The organism is Paraburkholderia sp. GAS199 (genome assembly GCF_050436585.1).
GTDB lineage: Bacteria > Pseudomonadota > Gammaproteobacteria > Burkholderiales > Burkholderiaceae > Paraburkholderia.
On record NZ_JBNDMM010000003.1, the window covers coordinates 237,757 to 252,355 of the forward strand.

13 protein-coding genes and 1 pseudogene are annotated in these 14,599 nt (G+C 62.4%); 12 read left to right on the top strand and 2 right to left on the bottom strand.

Features of this window, described 5'->3' with window-relative positions; translation table 11 throughout:
* The first annotated feature begins 115 nt into the window (after positions 1–115).
* On the top strand, positions 116–1,189 hold the full coding sequence (locus P3T18_RS12715) for a DUF6765 family protein (RefSeq protein ID WP_429300280.1): 1,074 nt from the start codon (positions 116–118) through the stop codon (positions 1,187–1,189).
* 43 nt (positions 1,190–1,232) lie between these two features.
* Here the strand turns inward: P3T18_RS12715 and P3T18_RS12720 are convergent, their stop codons facing one another.
* Entirely contained in the window at positions 1,233–1,469 is a 237-nt protein-coding gene (locus tag P3T18_RS12720; RefSeq protein WP_429300281.1) for a hypothetical protein, read from the bottom strand.
* A gap of 255 nt (positions 1,470–1,724) precedes the next feature.
* On the opposite strand from P3T18_RS12720, the gene P3T18_RS12725 reads away from it, so the two are divergent.
* The 11 genes and pseudogenes from P3T18_RS12725 to P3T18_RS12775 all read left to right on the top strand — a co-directional run bounded on the left by P3T18_RS12725 (position 1,725) and on the right by P3T18_RS12775 (position 13,998).
* Complete coding sequence (locus P3T18_RS12725) at positions 1,725–2,009, top strand: hypothetical protein (protein ID WP_429300282.1); 285 nt, start codon at positions 1,725–1,727, stop codon at positions 2,007–2,009.
* A 221-nt stretch (positions 2,010–2,230) separates the two neighbouring features.
* Positions 2,231–3,142 (top strand): H-NS histone family protein, encoded by a 912-nt coding sequence (locus tag P3T18_RS12730; RefSeq protein WP_429300283.1) that lies wholly within the window; start codon positions 2,231–2,233, stop codon positions 3,140–3,142.
* A gap of 26 nt (positions 3,143–3,168) precedes the next feature.
* Positions 3,169–3,654, top strand: a complete 486-nt coding sequence (locus tag P3T18_RS12735; protein ID WP_429300284.1) for a hypothetical protein — start codon at positions 3,169–3,171, stop codon at positions 3,652–3,654.
* Positions 3,655–3,907: 253 nt separating this feature from the next.
* Positions 3,908–5,170 carry a cardiolipin synthase gene (gene cls / locus P3T18_RS12740; RefSeq protein WP_429300285.1) on the top strand — a complete coding sequence of 421 codons (1,263 nt, stop codon included), beginning with the start codon at positions 3,908–3,910 and terminating at the stop codon, positions 5,168–5,170.
* 483 nt (positions 5,171–5,653) lie between these two features.
* Positions 5,654–6,496 (top strand): annotated as a pseudogene (locus P3T18_RS12745) (alpha/beta fold hydrolase); the annotation flags it as partial.
* Between the two features lie 155 nt (positions 6,497–6,651).
* Positions 6,652–7,221, top strand: a complete 570-nt coding sequence (locus P3T18_RS12750; RefSeq protein WP_429300286.1) for a methyltransferase family protein — start codon at positions 6,652–6,654, stop codon at positions 7,219–7,221.
* A 10-nt stretch (positions 7,222–7,231) separates the two neighbouring features.
* The gene (locus P3T18_RS12755; protein ID WP_429300287.1) at positions 7,232–8,584 is read left to right on the top strand and encodes a glycosyltransferase; all 1,353 of its coding nucleotides are present in this window, start codon (positions 7,232–7,234) and stop codon (positions 8,582–8,584) included.
* Positions 8,581–10,164 carry a DHA2 family efflux MFS transporter permease subunit gene (locus tag P3T18_RS12760; RefSeq protein WP_429300288.1) on the top strand — a complete coding sequence of 528 codons (1,584 nt, stop codon included), beginning with the start codon at positions 8,581–8,583 and terminating at the stop codon, positions 10,162–10,164. Before P3T18_RS12755 ends, P3T18_RS12760 begins: the two co-directional genes overlap by 4 nt.
* A gap of 10 nt (positions 10,165–10,174) precedes the next feature.
* Entirely contained in the window at positions 10,175–11,167 is a 993-nt protein-coding gene (locus P3T18_RS12765; RefSeq protein WP_429300289.1) for a glycosyltransferase family 2 protein, read from the top strand.
* A 56-nt stretch (positions 11,168–11,223) separates the two neighbouring features.
* Positions 11,224–12,744, top strand: a complete 1,521-nt coding sequence (locus P3T18_RS12770) for an efflux transporter outer membrane subunit (protein WP_429301081.1) — start codon at positions 11,224–11,226, stop codon at positions 12,742–12,744.
* Between the two features lie 66 nt (positions 12,745–12,810).
* On the top strand, positions 12,811–13,998 hold the full coding sequence (locus tag P3T18_RS12775) for an HlyD family efflux transporter periplasmic adaptor subunit (protein ID WP_429301082.1): 1,188 nt from the start codon (positions 12,811–12,813) through the stop codon (positions 13,996–13,998).
* Positions 13,999–14,050: 52 nt separating this feature from the next.
* Here P3T18_RS12775 and P3T18_RS12780 read toward each other — a convergent pair whose 3' ends face one another.
* Positions 14,051–14,599: a hypothetical protein gene (locus P3T18_RS12780; protein ID WP_429300290.1), complete on the bottom strand. Its 549-nt coding sequence runs from the start codon at positions 14,597–14,599 to the stop codon at positions 14,051–14,053.

The window sequence follows — 14,599 nt, forward strand, 5'->3', positions numbered from 1 at the left end:
CTTTCCATTCGCGAGCGGCCTTTCTCGCCGCTATCCGGCGCAACATCGCTTCTTCAGCCTGCGGGGGTGAAAAGCCGCTGTCGTCGTGTCGCATCCTGTATCGGGAGCGTTTGCCATGAATATCGACTTTCACTATGGAGTCGTCTATATCGTCGCCCGTACGGCGGGCATGGCGCCCGCCGAGGCGGTCACGGTCGCGCACGCCTGCCAGTATGTCGACGACGCGACCACTTCCGGCATTCTGCGCTTTGCCGGTGGCGAAACCTTCGAGCGTTTCGCCACGGCTCACCGCATGTTCGATTACGTCAATACAGAAGACGACCAGAACCGCCTGGTCTGGACGCCGTTTCATTTTCTGCCCGCCGGGCAGGGAGCAACGCTCGACGAAAAAGCCATCTGCCGTCCCGACAGCGCGGTGGCGCGCGAAGTCGTTCGCCGGGCAATCCGGCAGCGTGGCACGGAAACGGCACTGCATCGGCTCGGCGTGACGCTCCACACCTATGTCGACACCTGGGCGCACCAGGGTTTTGCCGGCATCGAGAACCTGGCGAACCGGGTGCATCGTCTGGAATCGGAAGATTGCACGGAAGAAGGCTGGCTCGCGCGTCTCGAAAGCGCCACGCGGCATCTGATCCAGAAAATAGAAGAAGACGTCGTGACGATCGCATTGCCGGTCGGTCACGGCGCGGCTCTGCACTTTCCCGACCAGCCGTGGGCCGTCTGGAATTACGTGGATGGTCGCGGTGTGCGTGTGGAGCGGCGCAATTTGCCGGAATTCGTGCAGGCCGCCGATATGGCCTGCCGGGCAGTGCGCGGCTATCTGGCGGGACGAGAAGAGTTCGACACCGAAGCAGGTCTGCCGGATGAGGTGAAAAGCGCATTGACCACGCTGCTCGACACCAACCGTTATTCGAACGATAACAAGCGCTTGCAGGCGTTATGCGACGCCGTGAGTGCCGGCACCATTCCGGGTTTGAAAGAACCCGTGCCGCAATACATTGCCAAAGGACTCGGTTCCTGGAAGTACAAAGCCACCGGTTTGCAGGGCGAGGACGACAGCGGCGACCGTCCCCGTTGGAGCGAGGCATTCGAGAAGAGCGACTACCGTCGCTTTCACGACGCCGTCAAAGAACATCGCTTTGTCACGACTCAGGAGATTCTGCCGGCTCACGGATTACGCATCGCATGAGCCGGCCATTGCCGCTGCTCCTTCTCATTGCGGCTATTCCTGCTTATTCCGCCCGCACCTGCTGGCGTTGCTCCGCCTGTTCCTGCGCGTGCTTCTTTGCCACGTGCCGCCCGACAATACAGCCGCCCACGGCGCCGACCACCGCGTGATGTCCCGCATAGTGCCCGGCCACGCCACCCACCACCGCGCCTTTGAGGCAACCTGCCGCGTGAGCCGTGCCCATTCCGGCAGAAGTCAGAACGGCCATCGTGAGCGCGACCTTGATAAAGCCAGCTTTCATCTGAGAGTACCCCGAGTTTGAGTCGCTCGCAAATGGCGACGCTTCGAGCCGTTTCAATAGCGCGGCAAGCTTGCCACTGTAACTAAAAGTACTGTCGTCCTTTGAATCCGCGAATGCTTGCCTATAGTAGAAGCAGATAGAGCGCCATTCTCGGCGCACAGTAGCCGCTTTCATTTCGATGCTCGCGACGGGGAAAGGAATATGACATCGACACACGCTGCGATCTACCAGGCTCAGGCGTGTACGCCGGAGTCGTTGCGCAGGCTGGCCGCCTATCTCGAGATGGCATTGGACCAGGGGGAAAGCGTCGTGCTGATGCGCGTCGGCGTTCAGGCGCGCGGCGTTTATATCGGCAATCCATCCGGGGCTTTTGAAGCGTTGAGCGGTCAGGGGACGATAGCCGCTTTCGAGGCCGACGAAATTCTGGCGTTGACCCGGCTCGGTTTGAACCGCATGACCGCCGACGATCAACAGTACCGTTTCATGCGCAGCGTGCGGTATATCGCCGATCGCCAAGTTGCCGTTTTCACGCCGACGTAAGCGTCCGGAGAGCAATTGGAAAGGTATGGCGGCAATGCGTCGACACCGAATGAGCAGTAACAGACCGTGACAAAGAAAGCTTCGCACTCCGCTGGATGAATAATCAGTAAGACATATTCCACGAGTGACAGGCAATAAGAATGGGAGATAAAAGTACAAGATCTGCCTTTCTCGCGCTATTCGTGGCATAGTGCGATCGATTACCACGCAAGGAGGAAAAGATGCCCACTCTAGAACAAATTCAGGCAAAGCTGAAAAAGCTTCAGGCTCAGGCGGACGTTCTCATCGCCAGAAAAGCACAGGTTGCAGTCGACCAGATTCGCGATCTGATGCTCAAGCATGGTTTGACGACGGAAGACATCGAAGCCAAAGCGCGAGCACGACGTGCAGCGCAAGGTCTGAATGGCAGTACTTCAGTTCGCAAGACAAAGGCACTTTCCGCCGGTGGCAAGGTTGCAAAGTACCGCGACGCAAAGACCGGTGCAACGTGGACAGGTCATGGCCGCGCGCCGGCCTGGATCGCCAGCGTAAAAGACCGCACGCAGTTTCTGGTCGACGGCGCGAGTGAAATGAAGTCCGCGGCGAAGGCTCTGGTGAAGTCCGCGAAGGCGGGTAAGAAAGGCCAGCCGAAAGGCGCGCAGCCGCCCAAGTATCGCGACCCGAAGAGCGGCGCGACCTGGAGTGGACGTGGCCCGGCGCCGGCGTGGCTCGCCTCGGCTAAAGACCGTACTCGCTTTCTGATCGACGGCGCCGCTGCGGTAGCGAGTGCCGCGGCACCGAAAGCCGCCTCGAAAGCATCCGTTAAAGCGGCCAAAGTGAAAACGGCAGCTAAAAAGGTAGCGAAAAAAGTCACGGCCAAAAAGTCGGCCACCGTCAAAGCGGCAGTCAAGAAAGTGGCGGCAAAGAAGAGTCTCGCCAAGCCTTCCGCTAAAAAAACCGCAGCTAAAAAAGTCACGGCTAAAAAAGCCGCTGTCAAAAGCGCTGCAGTGAAAAAGACCGCGGTCAAGAAAGCCGCAGTCAAGAAAACCGTCGCGAAGAAAGCGCCGGTTCGCAAGACGGCGCCTAAAGTCAGCACGGTGGCAACCACGGCCGCTGCGGTTCCGGAAACGTCCGCTGCATCGACGAGCGCGTAATCGAAGTGCACGGAGTCGCGAAGTAGATGACTAGCACGCTAGCAGCATCCCAGCAGGAAGACCACGTCGTCCTGCTGGACTCGGTTCCTTTTCCGGCGTCTGATGCGGCGGAACCTTTTATCGTCGCGAGCGACCGTCGCGTGATTCTGGCCTATCCGATTTCCGAGGCCAATTTCGATACCTTCGGTCCTTTCGATGCCGACGACGATCCTTTCTGCGCCGTGCTATTTCCCGACGCCGTTTTTCATCGGCTGGGACCGCCTGGACGCGCCGACCTCGACATTCATCCACTCACGTCGCAAGGTCTGATGGCGGACTCGGCCCACGAAGTGTTGAACTCGTCGCTCGCCGCGGAAATCGCGGGCGTGACCGACCCGGCCGTTGCGCGTCGTCATTTCATTATTACGTTTCAGGATTCGACGTTCGAATGCGTGGCATCCGATTTCACCGTGGTCGGCGTATATGGCGCCGGTGAAATTGCCAGCCGCGAAGCATTCTCTCTGGTCCGCTGAGTTTCAAGCGGCGCCAATCGGCTTCAATTCAATACACTACCCGGACGCTTTCAAGCCGGCTTTCGCCAGGCGTCCGGGCAAATCCCAATCGAGTAGCAATCTCCGGTCCTGAAACAGGCACGCGCCGTGCGTCCTGACGGTCGGGTATCGCTCGGCGTTTCATACGTTTGCGCACGCGAGAACCACCTGTCTTTACAACATCGCGGCATGCCCAACCAGCGGCGCATTCCGCCGATAAGCATCGAGGCCACGCATGCTGACCATTCCCATTACCGCCTTCGTCACGCTCGTCATCGTATTGGTCATTGCCAATCTGTCGAGTGGCGAGAAGAAAATCGAGCATAAGATCGAGCGCCGCTATGCAAGCGACGATCCGCAATTTCTTCGGTCAATGGGTCTATTGCTCGGACCGCCCGTCATCTCGGGAAACCAGTTTTCCATGCTGCGTAACGGCGATCAGATTTTCCCGTCGATGCTCGACGGTATCCGCTCGGCGCGTCGAACTATTACCTTCGAAACATTCATTTACTGGTCGGGTGAAATAGGCGAACAGATTGCCCAGGCGCTGGCCGACAAGGCGCGCGAAGGCGTGGCCGTTCACGTTCTGCTCGACTGGGTCGGTTCGTCGAAAATGGACAAGCGCTATCTGAACATTCTGCGCGATGCCGGCGCCGAAGTGATTCAGTATCACAAGCCGCACTGGACCGGACTCGGCCGTATGAACGATCGCACGCACCGCAAGTTGCTGGTGATCGACGGCCGTGTCGGCTTTACGGGCGGCGTCGGCATTGCGCCGGAATGGACCGGCAATGCACAGGACGAAAAGCACTGGCGCGATACGCACTTTCGCGTGGCCGGTCCGGTGGTGGGACACATGCAGGCCGTCTTCATGGACAACTGGGTGAAGGCGACCGGCAACGTGCTGCACGGCGAAGAGTACTTTCCCAAGGTAGAACCCGTGGGCGACGGACTCGCGCACATGTTCAGCAGTTCTCCCTCGGGCGGCAGCGACGATATGCAGCTCATGTACCTGATGGCCATCACGGCGGCCACGCGCAGCATTCATCTCGCGAGCGCCTATTTCGTGCCGGACAAGCTCACCATCAACGCTATCGTGGAAGCCGCGAAACGCGGCGTGAAAGTACAGATCATCACGCCGGGAAACCGTATCGATACCCATACCGTGCGCGAGGCGTCGCGCGCCTGCTGGGGCGATCTATTGAGAGCCGGTGTGGAGATGTACGAGTATCAGCCCACCATGTTCCATTGCAAATTGCTCGTGGTGGACGAGTATCTGGTGTCGGTCGGCTCGACCAACTTCGACAGCCGCTCGTTCAAGCTCAACGACGAAGCGAATCTGAATATTTACGACCGTGATTTCGCGAAGCAGCAAGCGGCTATTTTCACGGACGACCTCTCGCGCTCGCAAAGGATTAGGCTCGAAGCGTGGCTGCAACGTCCACTCAAGGAAAAGCTGATTGAAAAGGTGGTGCCGCTACTGGACACGCAACTGTGACGTGATGAGTGCGTGCCGCAATGTCATTTCCTTTCAATTAGATTTTTTGGCGAATTTCGAACATATGCCGAATGACTTTTTTAGCTTTTATTTTTGAAACATGTTAAAAAGCAATCCGCCGTCGTATATTGACATGAAGGCTTCACGCAAATTGCCGAGACTGGCATTGCGCAATGGCCCGCTCAACTTTGCGGCAGTGCGTTCAAGCAATGCTTTCCAATTACATATAAGAAATATCACGAGGCATCGAACGCCCGATTGAAATGAAACCAAACCCGAGTTTGGGCGTTTCAGTCGAGCGGGCAGGCATCACCTTGGGGTGGCGCGTGTGTTCGGTGCAGCAGCGGTCGTCGTGGATCGGATCTGCCGGCGTAAAGGCAGATCGCATGGGCCTGGTCCACGGTGTTACGGCCGCCATGCGTCCGCTCGAGCGGGCGCGGTATCGGTACGCATTTGCTACGCGCAAGTGCATGCGAATACGCCATGCCCATCGAAAAACTCCTCGTTCCGCTACCAGCGGGGCTGAAAGTCTACGTGGAACGTCACGTATTCGATCCGTCCTTCGAGAGTGTCATTCTGATCAACGGCGCGTTAGCCACAACGGCGTCGTTCGGACAGACAATCAAATACCTCGGCGAGCGCTATAACCCCATCTGCTTCGATTTGCCCTATGCGGGCCAATCGAAAATGCATAATGAGCACGGCTTCATTCTCACTAAAGACGATGAAGTCGATATTCTTTTATATCTCATCGGTTTATTCGAACCGGGCTTCCTTTTGTCGGTGTCGTGGGGCGGCGTAGCGTCGCTGCTTGCATTGTCGCGGGCGCGCACGAGTGTGCGGCGCGCGGTGATCGCATCGTTCTCGCCGCTGCTCAACGAGCCGATGACCGCTTACGTGACCGCCGCGCGCGACTACATTGCCGCGGGCGAAAACCTGAAAGCCGCGCAACTGCTCAACGACACCGTGGGCTGTCATTTGCCGCGCATCATGAAGCTCTACAACTATCGCTATCTTTCCACCTTGCCGCGCGACGAGCAGCATCAGGTGGCGTTTCACGTCGACCAGATTCTGGCGATTCGCCCCGAGCAGTACCTGCATGAATTCCGCCATATCGACTGCGGGCTGAAGTTCATCAACGGCGATCTGGACGAGTACACCACGCCTGCCGACGTGCGTTCGCTCGGCCAGCATCTGAAGCGCGCCGAGTTCGCGACCATCGAACAGGCCGGCCATTTCCTCGATCTGGAAGGGCGTGCCGCGCTGCGCCAGGTACGCAGCGCGATCCTCGACTATTTCGACGCGGCACCGGCACGTCATGAAGCCGGTTCTGCCGCGATTCAGGCGAGCTGCTCGCCGGCCGCGCAAGCCGTGCGCGCGCTCGAACGTTTCGACGCCGCAACCGACTGCGCCTCCCATTCTCCCGTGCCGCATGCCGCGCTGCAGGCTGCCGAACACTCGCTCCAACAGGTCGAACTACCGTGAACATTGCTCAGAGTCTCGCCATCGTCGTACCGTGGACCGTGTGGCTGCTGTACTGGATCGCCACGTCGAATCGGGTGAAGGAAACCGCGCGCAAGGAAGCGTCGTTATCGCGCACCTTGCAGTCCATTCCGCTGATCGGCGGCGGTGCGCTGATCATCGTGCCCGATCTCGATCGCGCGGCGTGGTCCTTCGATCCGCATGCATTCGGCGCACTGCAGTGCGTGGGACTCGCGGTGTTGCTCGCGGGCCTCGCGTTCTCCGTGTGGGCGCGGCTGCATCTGGGCACCAACTGGAGCGTGTCGGTCACGTTGAAAGAAGACCATGAACTGGTGCGCAGCGGCCCCTACGGACTCGTGCGCCATCCGATCTACACCGGCTGCCTGCTGGCGCTCGCGGGCGCTGCCGTGATCGGCGCGGAGTGGCGTGGCGCACTTGGTCTGCTGCTGATCTTCGCGTCGCTCGCCTACAAGGTGCGTGTAGAGGAAAGCTGGCTGACGGGGCATTTCGGCCGCGCCTATTCGCAATACCGGCGCGACGTGGCCGCGCTGATCCCCGGCCTTTTCTAGGGCGCCTCGCATGACGAGAGTCATCATCACTGCGATCGGCTCGGCGGGCGACGTCCATCCCTTGCTTGGCATCGGTGCCGCGCTGGCCGAACGCGGACACGAAATCGTATTCTGCACGCACGCGCCATTCGCCGACGCCGTCACGCGTCGCGGTTTCGCGTTCGTGCCGATCGGCTCGGCCGAGGAGTACGCGCAGGCCATGGCGAATCCGGCGCTCTGGCATCCGCGCACGTCGTTTCGCACTTTGTGGGCCGTCATCGCGCCCACTTTGCGCAGCCATTTCGACACGCTGCGCTCGCTGACCACGTCCGATACGGTGCTGGTGGGGACGCTATGGGCGTTTTCCGCGCGGCTGATGCAGGAGTTGCAGGGCGTGCCGTTCGTGTCGGTGCAGGTGTCGCCGTCCACGCTGCTCTCGGCGCACGCGCCGCCGACTCATCCCCGGCTGACGATTCCGCGCGCCTTGCCGCTCGCGTTGAAAAAGGCGTTGATGCAATTGATCGAGCGGCACGCGCTCGACACAGTTTGCGGTCCCGCGCTGAACGCTCTGCGCGCGGAACTGGGACTCGCGCCTGCCACGCGCATTTTCGGCAACTGGCTGCACTCGACCGACGGCGTGCTGTGCCTTTTCCCGGACTGGTTTGCACAACCGCAAGCCGACTGGCCCACGCCGCATCGCATGAGCGGTTTTCCGCTGTTCAACGACGCGCTGCCCGACGAGCCGGATACTCAACTCGACGCATTTCTCGCCGCCGGTGAACGGCCCGTGGTCTTCACGGCAGGCTCGACCTTGATCGACCAGGCGCACTACGCGCAGGTGGTGAGCGCCACGCTGCGGGCGAGCGGCGCGCGCGGCATTCTGTTGCGGCCGGATGCGGCCGCTGCCGGGTCGATTGCATCCCATGTTTCGGATGTCTTGCTGGAGCGCCGCTACGTTCCGTTGCGTGCGCTGTTGCCGCGGTGCCGCGCGCTGGTGCATCACGGCGGCGTCGGCACGGCGGCGCTGGCTTATGCCGCCGGCACGCCTCAAGTGGTGACGCCATTCGCGCACGATCAGTTCGATAACGCCCAGCGGGTCGTGGCAAGCGGATGCGGCGTGCGGCTCGACGGACCCATCGAAGCGCGCCGGCTGACGCGCGCGCTGAAGCAGGTGCTCGGCAGCCCGTCGATCGCGACGCAATGCCTGCGCGTGCACGACCGCATCGCGGCGTCCCCGGACGGCAGCGAAGTCGCCGCGCGTTACATCGAGAGCTTCATGCGGGCGGATTCGCGTATGCGCACGGATAGCGGCGCGGTTTCGCCGGCTTCGAATGCAGTGCCAATGTCCACATCGACACTCGCGCTCAGCGGGCGCAACGCATGACCGCGGCAACGCCGCTGCGCGAGCAGTCGGGGTCGACGCGCGATGCCGGCGCATACGGCATACGTGGCGCGCGCCTGGCGTTGCTGACGTTTGCGTTATCGCTCGCCACCTTCATCGAAGTGCTGGACTCGACCGTCACCAACGTCGCCGTGCCGGCCATTTCAGGCGGCCTCGGCGTGTCGAACAGTCAGGGCACATGGGTCATCAGTTCCTATTCCGTGGCCGCCGCGATTGCCGTGCCGCTGACGGGCTGGCTTTCGCGGCGCCTCGGCGAAACGCGGCTGTTTCTCGCCGCGGTGATTCTGTTCACGCTGACCTCGTTGTTGTGCGGCATCGCGGGCGATTTTCATCTGCTGGTGGTGTGCCGCGCTTTGCAAGGCCTTTTTTCCGGACCGATGGTGCCGTTGTCGCAAACCATTCTGCTGCGCACCTTTCCACCGGAGAAGCGTGTCGTGGCACTCGCGCTATGGGCCATGACCGTCTTGCTCGCGCCGATTTTCGGGCCGGTCGTGGGCGGCTGGATCATCGACAGCTATTCGTGGCCGTGGATCTTTCTGATCAATCTGCCGATCGGCATCTTCTCGTTCGCGGTGTGCCTGAGCCTGCTGCGGCGTGATGTGAAAGCCGCCCGGACCGCCGACGCCGCGCCCGTGGATTTGCCCGGCATCGTGCTGCTCGTGATCGGCGTGGGTTCGCTGCAAGCCGTGCTCGATCTCGGCCACGAACGCGGCTGGTTCGACTCGCCGCTGATTCTGACGCTCGCCATCGTCGCCGCGCTGGCAATCGTCTCGCTGCTGATCTGGGAACTCGGCGAAAAGCATCCCGTGATCGATCTGAGCCTCTTTCGCGACCGCACGTTTTCGTTCTGCGTGCTGATCGTGTCGCTCGGCATGATGAGCTTCTCCGTCGTGGGCGTGATCTTTCCGTTGTGGCTGCAAGCCGTGATGGGCTATACGGCGTATCAGGCGGGTCTCGCCACGGCGCCGCTCGGTGTGCTCGCGCTGGTGTTCTCGATTCTGGTCGGCATTTTTTCGGCGCGTTTCGACGCGCGCGTGCTGGCCACTTTCGGGTTTCTGATCTTTGCCGGCGTGCTGTGGTGGGACGGGCATTTCACGCTGACCATGACCTTCACGCAGATCATCACGCCCGGCCTGATTCAGGGCATCGGCCTGCCGTGCTTTTTCATTCCGCTCACGGCCGCCACGCTGTCGCGCGTGTCCGACGACAAACTCGCCGCCGCATCGAGCCTGTCGAACTTCCTGCGCACGCTGTCGGCGGCATTCGGGACCGCGATGAGCGTGACGCTCTGGGACAACCGTGCGCTGTATCACTACGACGTGGTCGCGCAATCGGTGACGAAATCGTCCGGCAATACGCAGCGTTTCGTGCAGACGCTGCACGGCATGGGCATCGACGGCGCGCGCGAACTCGCCGCCCTGCATCACATCGTGCAGCAACAGGCTTACATGATGGCGACCGGCGACATGTTCTACATGGCGAGCCTCACCTGCCTCGTGCTCGCCGCCATGATGTGGTTGACCCGCCCGAAGCGCGGCGCCGCAATGACACTGGGTCACTGAGAGAACTGCCATGACGACACTGGGCGCGCTGATTGTCCTGTTTCATCCGAGCGAGGCGCAATTGCAGCGCGTCGTGTCGATGAACGCCGAATGCGACCGTCTGCTGGTGGTCGACAATTCTCCACGGCCCGATAGCGAGGCGGCGGCATGGCTGACCGACGCGGGCGTTGCCGTGCTGCACCACGGCAACCGGCACGGCATTGCCGGCGCCTTCAACGCGGGACTGGACGCGCTTTTTGCGCAGGGCGCGGCGGCCGTCGCGCTGTTCGACCAGGATTCCGACGTGCCGCCGGGCTATTTCGACGTGATGCGCGACCGCTGTGCGTCGCTCGGCGGCACGGCGTTCATGGCCGGCCCGCGCATCTTCGACGAAAACGATCGGCGGTTTCTGCCGGAACTGACGACGAGCGGCCTGGGTGTCGAACGCCTCGCGCTCAGAGCCGACGCCAACGTTCAGCGCTGCGCATTCCTGATTTCTTCCGGCAGCGTGATTTCGCGTGAAGCTTACGCGCGGCTCGGGCGCTTCGACGAGTCGCTCTTCATCGACCACGTCGATACCGAGTATTGCCTGCGCGCGCTGCTGTGCAACGTGCCGATCTATCTCGTGCCTTCGCTCATCCTGCCGCACCGGATCGGCGCGCGGCGTCGTCACGCGCTGGGTCCTTTCGAATTGACCAGCATGAATCATCCCGGCTTTCGCCGCTACTACAGTGCGCGCAACGCCATGCAGATCGCGCTGCAATACGGGCTGCGTTTGCCGGTCGCGGTCGTGCCGAACGTGCTGACCTTATGGCAGATCGTGCAGATCGTTCTGCTGGAGAAAGACAAACTCGGCAAACTCGGCGCGATTGCGCTGGGCGTGTTCGACGGTATGTTCGGACGCATGGGACCGCTGGCACAGACGCGGCCGCGCTTCGCCGAGAAAGTGGTGCGAGCCGCGCGCGAGAAAGCGTCGAACGCCGCCGCGAGCAGCAATACCGTGGCCCGCGTGCACCATTCATGAGGATGTCGATGCGATTGTTCAGCCGCCGTAGCGGTTTCTTGCCTGGGTTTGCAGCGATGTTCGCATCGCTGTTCGTCGCGTTGCCGGCTTTGCTGCTCGCGGGTTGTGTCAGCGACGCAGGTTTGCATGCCAATGTGCAGCCGCGCAAACCCGCGGCGGATGCGCTCGCGCAGAGCGCTGGTCCGAATGCCAACGGCGTGTGGCCCGCGCCGGATTGGGTCAGGCAGTACCGCGATGCCCAACTCGACGAACTGGTGACCGAGGCCTTGCAGAACAACCCCGATTTGCAGATAGCCGGTGCGCGGGTGGGGGCGGCGCAGGCGCAACTCGAACAGTTCGCTTCCCTGACCGGTCTCACCGGCACGGCGGCCGCGACGATCAGCAAGACGCGTTTGCCGCAACCCGCGGACGTGGCCAACGTATCGGTGGGTGGCCAGCAGATTCCCGTGCAGGTCTTCAACGACCCGACGGTGTCGCCGGCCGCGCTGTTCGCGGGCTTGAGCTATCAACTCGATCTGTGGGGCAAGAATGCCGCCCTGACGCGCGGCCTGCTCTCCACGCGAGACGCGGCCAGAATCGACGCCGAGCAGGCGCGCCTCACGCTCACGGTGGCGATGGTCACGCTCTACTGCGAACTCGATCGCGCATTCGCGATGCGCGACATTCTGCGGCAGAAACAACTCGCCGCGCAGCAGGTCGACGCCGTGCTGCGCGAGCGCAGCGCGCGTGGTCTCGACAACGCATACGATGCCGCCGATGCCACGCTCAAGCAGAGCCGCCTCGCCTCGCAACAGGCGCAGAACGACGAGCGCATCAGCCTGACCGAATTGCAGATCGGCGTGATGACGGGACGCGGTCCGGAGCGTGGACTGTCGCTGCACCGGCCGCAAATGACTGCGGCCGCCGACACGCCGATGCCCGCGCAACTGCCGGTCGATCTGCTGGGCCGCCGTCCCGACATCGTGGCGGCGCGTTTGCGCGCCGAGGCCGCGCTCGCGAACATCGACGCGACGCGCGCGCAGTTTTATCCGGACGTCAATCTCGTGGCCTTCGCCGGTTTGACCGCCTTGACGCCTGCCGCGCTGTTCACGCGAGCGGCCATGACCGGCTCGATCGGCCCGGCGATTTCCTTGCCGGTGTTCGATCGCACGCGTTTGCGCGCGCAACTCGGCGGCGATTACGCCAACGTCGACGCGGCCGTGAGCCTCTACAACAAGACCGTGGACCAGGCGCTCGGCGAAGTCGCGCGTCAGCTGACCTCGCTGCGCACCGTGGACACGCTGACGTCCGAGCAGAATCGCGCGGTGGACGCGGCTACCCGCATCGTCGCGATTGCCGAAGAACGGCACCGGCGCGGCATCGGCATGCAGAAAGACGTGACGCTCGCCGATCTTTCGCTGCTCGACGAGCGCGCGCAGCAGATCGATCTGCAAGGACGCCGCCGGCTGCTGCAGGTCGCGCTGGTGGGCGCATTGGGCGGCGGCTTCGACGAGCGCAAGGTGAGCGGCGCGCCGCTCACGCACTACACGAGTTCTTTCATGTCTCACGCGCGCATTACCGACACGCACTTCGACTGACCGCACAACGACCGAATGCATAACGACAAAGAGGCACATCGTGCCGCCGGCTGGACCGAGGAACAGATGGCCGCGACGGGCGCGGCGGACGCCGCCCACGCGCTCAGACGCAGCGCGCGCAAGCGTCGCTTCGCGATGTTTTTCGGCGTGGCCGCGCTTGGTGGAGCAGCCTGGCTCGCGTGGTGGACGGTCAGCGCGCGCTTCGTCGAAGAAACCGACGACGCCTACGTGGCCGGCAACATCGTGCAGATCGCCGCGCAGATTCCGGGCACCGTCACCGATATTCTCGTGGACAACACACGCCAGGTGAAGGCTGGTCAGCCGCTCGTCAAACTCGACGACGCCGAAGCTGCCGCTGCCTTCGCGCAGTCCCGCGCGCAACTCACGCTGGCCGTGCGGCAGGTGGCGAACGCAACCATCTCGCGCAAGCTCTACGTGCAGGCCATCGACGCGCGCCGCGCCGAACTCGCGCTCGCACAGCGCGCGCTGGCGGCGCGCGATCACGCCTCCGTGGAAGTCGTGTCGCCCGAAGAACTGGCGCATGCGCGCGAAACGGTGGCCGTCGCTCAGGCCAATCTGGCGTCGGCGCAAGTTCAACTCGACGCGGCGCGCGCGCTCGGCGGCAAGTTCGCGATCGAAGCGAGTCCGCCCGTCTTGCAGGCGGCGGCGCAATTGCGGCTCGCTTATCGCAACCTTCAGCGCACCACGATCGTCTCGCCAGTCGAAGGCACGGTGGGGCAGCGCTCGGTGCAGATCGGCCAGCAGGTCGGACCGGGGCTCGCGCTGATGTCGATCGTTCCGCTCGAACGTCTATGGGTCGAAGCGAATTTCAAGGAAGGGCAGATTCGCAGCATGCGCGTGGGGCAGCCCGTGCGTATCGTGTCGGACGTGTATGGCTCGCAGGTGACGTATCACGGCAAGGTGGAGGGCTTTTCGGCGGGGACAGGCAGCGCTTTTTCGATGCTGCCTTCGCAGAATGCGGCGGGCAACTGGATCAAGGTCGTGCAGCGCGTGCCCATCGTGATTTCGCTCGACCCCGCCGATCTCGCGGCGCATCCGCTGCGGCTCGGTCTGTCGATGCAGGTGTCGGTGGATACACACGAGCGGGGCGGTCATCTGATCGGCAACGATACGGCCGTCGCGACCCAGAGCACGCGCGTGCACGACAACGTGTCGCGCGAGGCGGATGTGTTGATCGCGAGGATCATCCGGGAAAATAGCGAGAGCGGCGAGGCCCAGCCGGGGGCGCAGTAGCGCGCATTGGATGCGAGGCGTCACGGAAGTACCGCATGAGCGCCGCCGCCCGTCAATTGCCTGGATCGATCACCGGCCGGTCCGGATCGGCCTGTGTTTTATAGGGCAATGACGTCGCGTGCGGATTCGTCGTGGTGTCGTCGATCACGCGTTCGACGTCCGCGGTTTTCGCCAGCTCGGCGAGAAAGCCTGCCTTGTCGAAGCCCGGCGCCACACAACCTTGCGCGTAGATAAAGCGACGTTGCAGGATCAGCCACAACGAGGTCTGTTCGCGCCAATGCGTCGCGTAATTGATGTTGGCGAGGCGGCGCTGAACGGCCTCGGCAATCTCGGCGTCGTACAGATACGCGTTCGACAGACGGCAGCGGCCTTCCACCCAGCAGCTATTGCCGCGCTCGATGCGGTAATGGCTGTCGTCCAGCCATTCCTTTTCCGTCTCCAATGGACCAAGCGGTTCGGGGCATCCGTCGATCGCCTTCGATATCTGGACGAACGGATCGTGACCGCGATTGACGCGCGGCGTTTCGGCGTGAACGGGCGTTTGCGCCGCTGCGATACACAGCAGCAGGCCGGCCAGACGCAACGGCATCGAAGGTTTCAT

Coding starts and splice junctions, on each gene's coding strand:
- P3T18_RS12735 (WP_429300284.1), top strand. CDS start 3,169: ATGACTAGCACGCTAGCAGCATCCCAGCAGGAAGACCACGTCGTCCTG.
- P3T18_RS12720 (WP_429300281.1), bottom strand. CDS start 1,469: ATGAAAGCTGGCTTTATCAAGGTCGCGCTCACGATGGCCGTTCTGACT.
- P3T18_RS12760 (WP_429300288.1), top strand. CDS start 8,581: ATGACCGCGGCAACGCCGCTGCGCGAGCAGTCGGGGTCGACGCGCGAT.
- P3T18_RS12715 (WP_429300280.1), top strand. CDS start 116: ATGAATATCGACTTTCACTATGGAGTCGTCTATATCGTCGCCCGTACG.
- P3T18_RS12780 (WP_429300290.1), bottom strand. CDS start 14,599: ATGAAACCTTCGATGCCGTTGCGTCTGGCCGGCCTGCTGCTGTGTATC.
- P3T18_RS12755 (WP_429300287.1), top strand. CDS start 7,232: ATGACGAGAGTCATCATCACTGCGATCGGCTCGGCGGGCGACGTCCAT.
- cls (WP_429300285.1), top strand. CDS start 3,908: ATGCTGACCATTCCCATTACCGCCTTCGTCACGCTCGTCATCGTATTG.
- P3T18_RS12770 (WP_429301081.1), top strand. CDS start 11,224: ATGTTCGCATCGCTGTTCGTCGCGTTGCCGGCTTTGCTGCTCGCGGGT.
- P3T18_RS12775 (WP_429301082.1), top strand. CDS start 12,811: ATGGCCGCGACGGGCGCGGCGGACGCCGCCCACGCGCTCAGACGCAGC.
- P3T18_RS12765 (WP_429300289.1), top strand. CDS start 10,175: ATGACGACACTGGGCGCGCTGATTGTCCTGTTTCATCCGAGCGAGGCG.
- P3T18_RS12730 (WP_429300283.1), top strand. CDS start 2,231: ATGCCCACTCTAGAACAAATTCAGGCAAAGCTGAAAAAGCTTCAGGCT.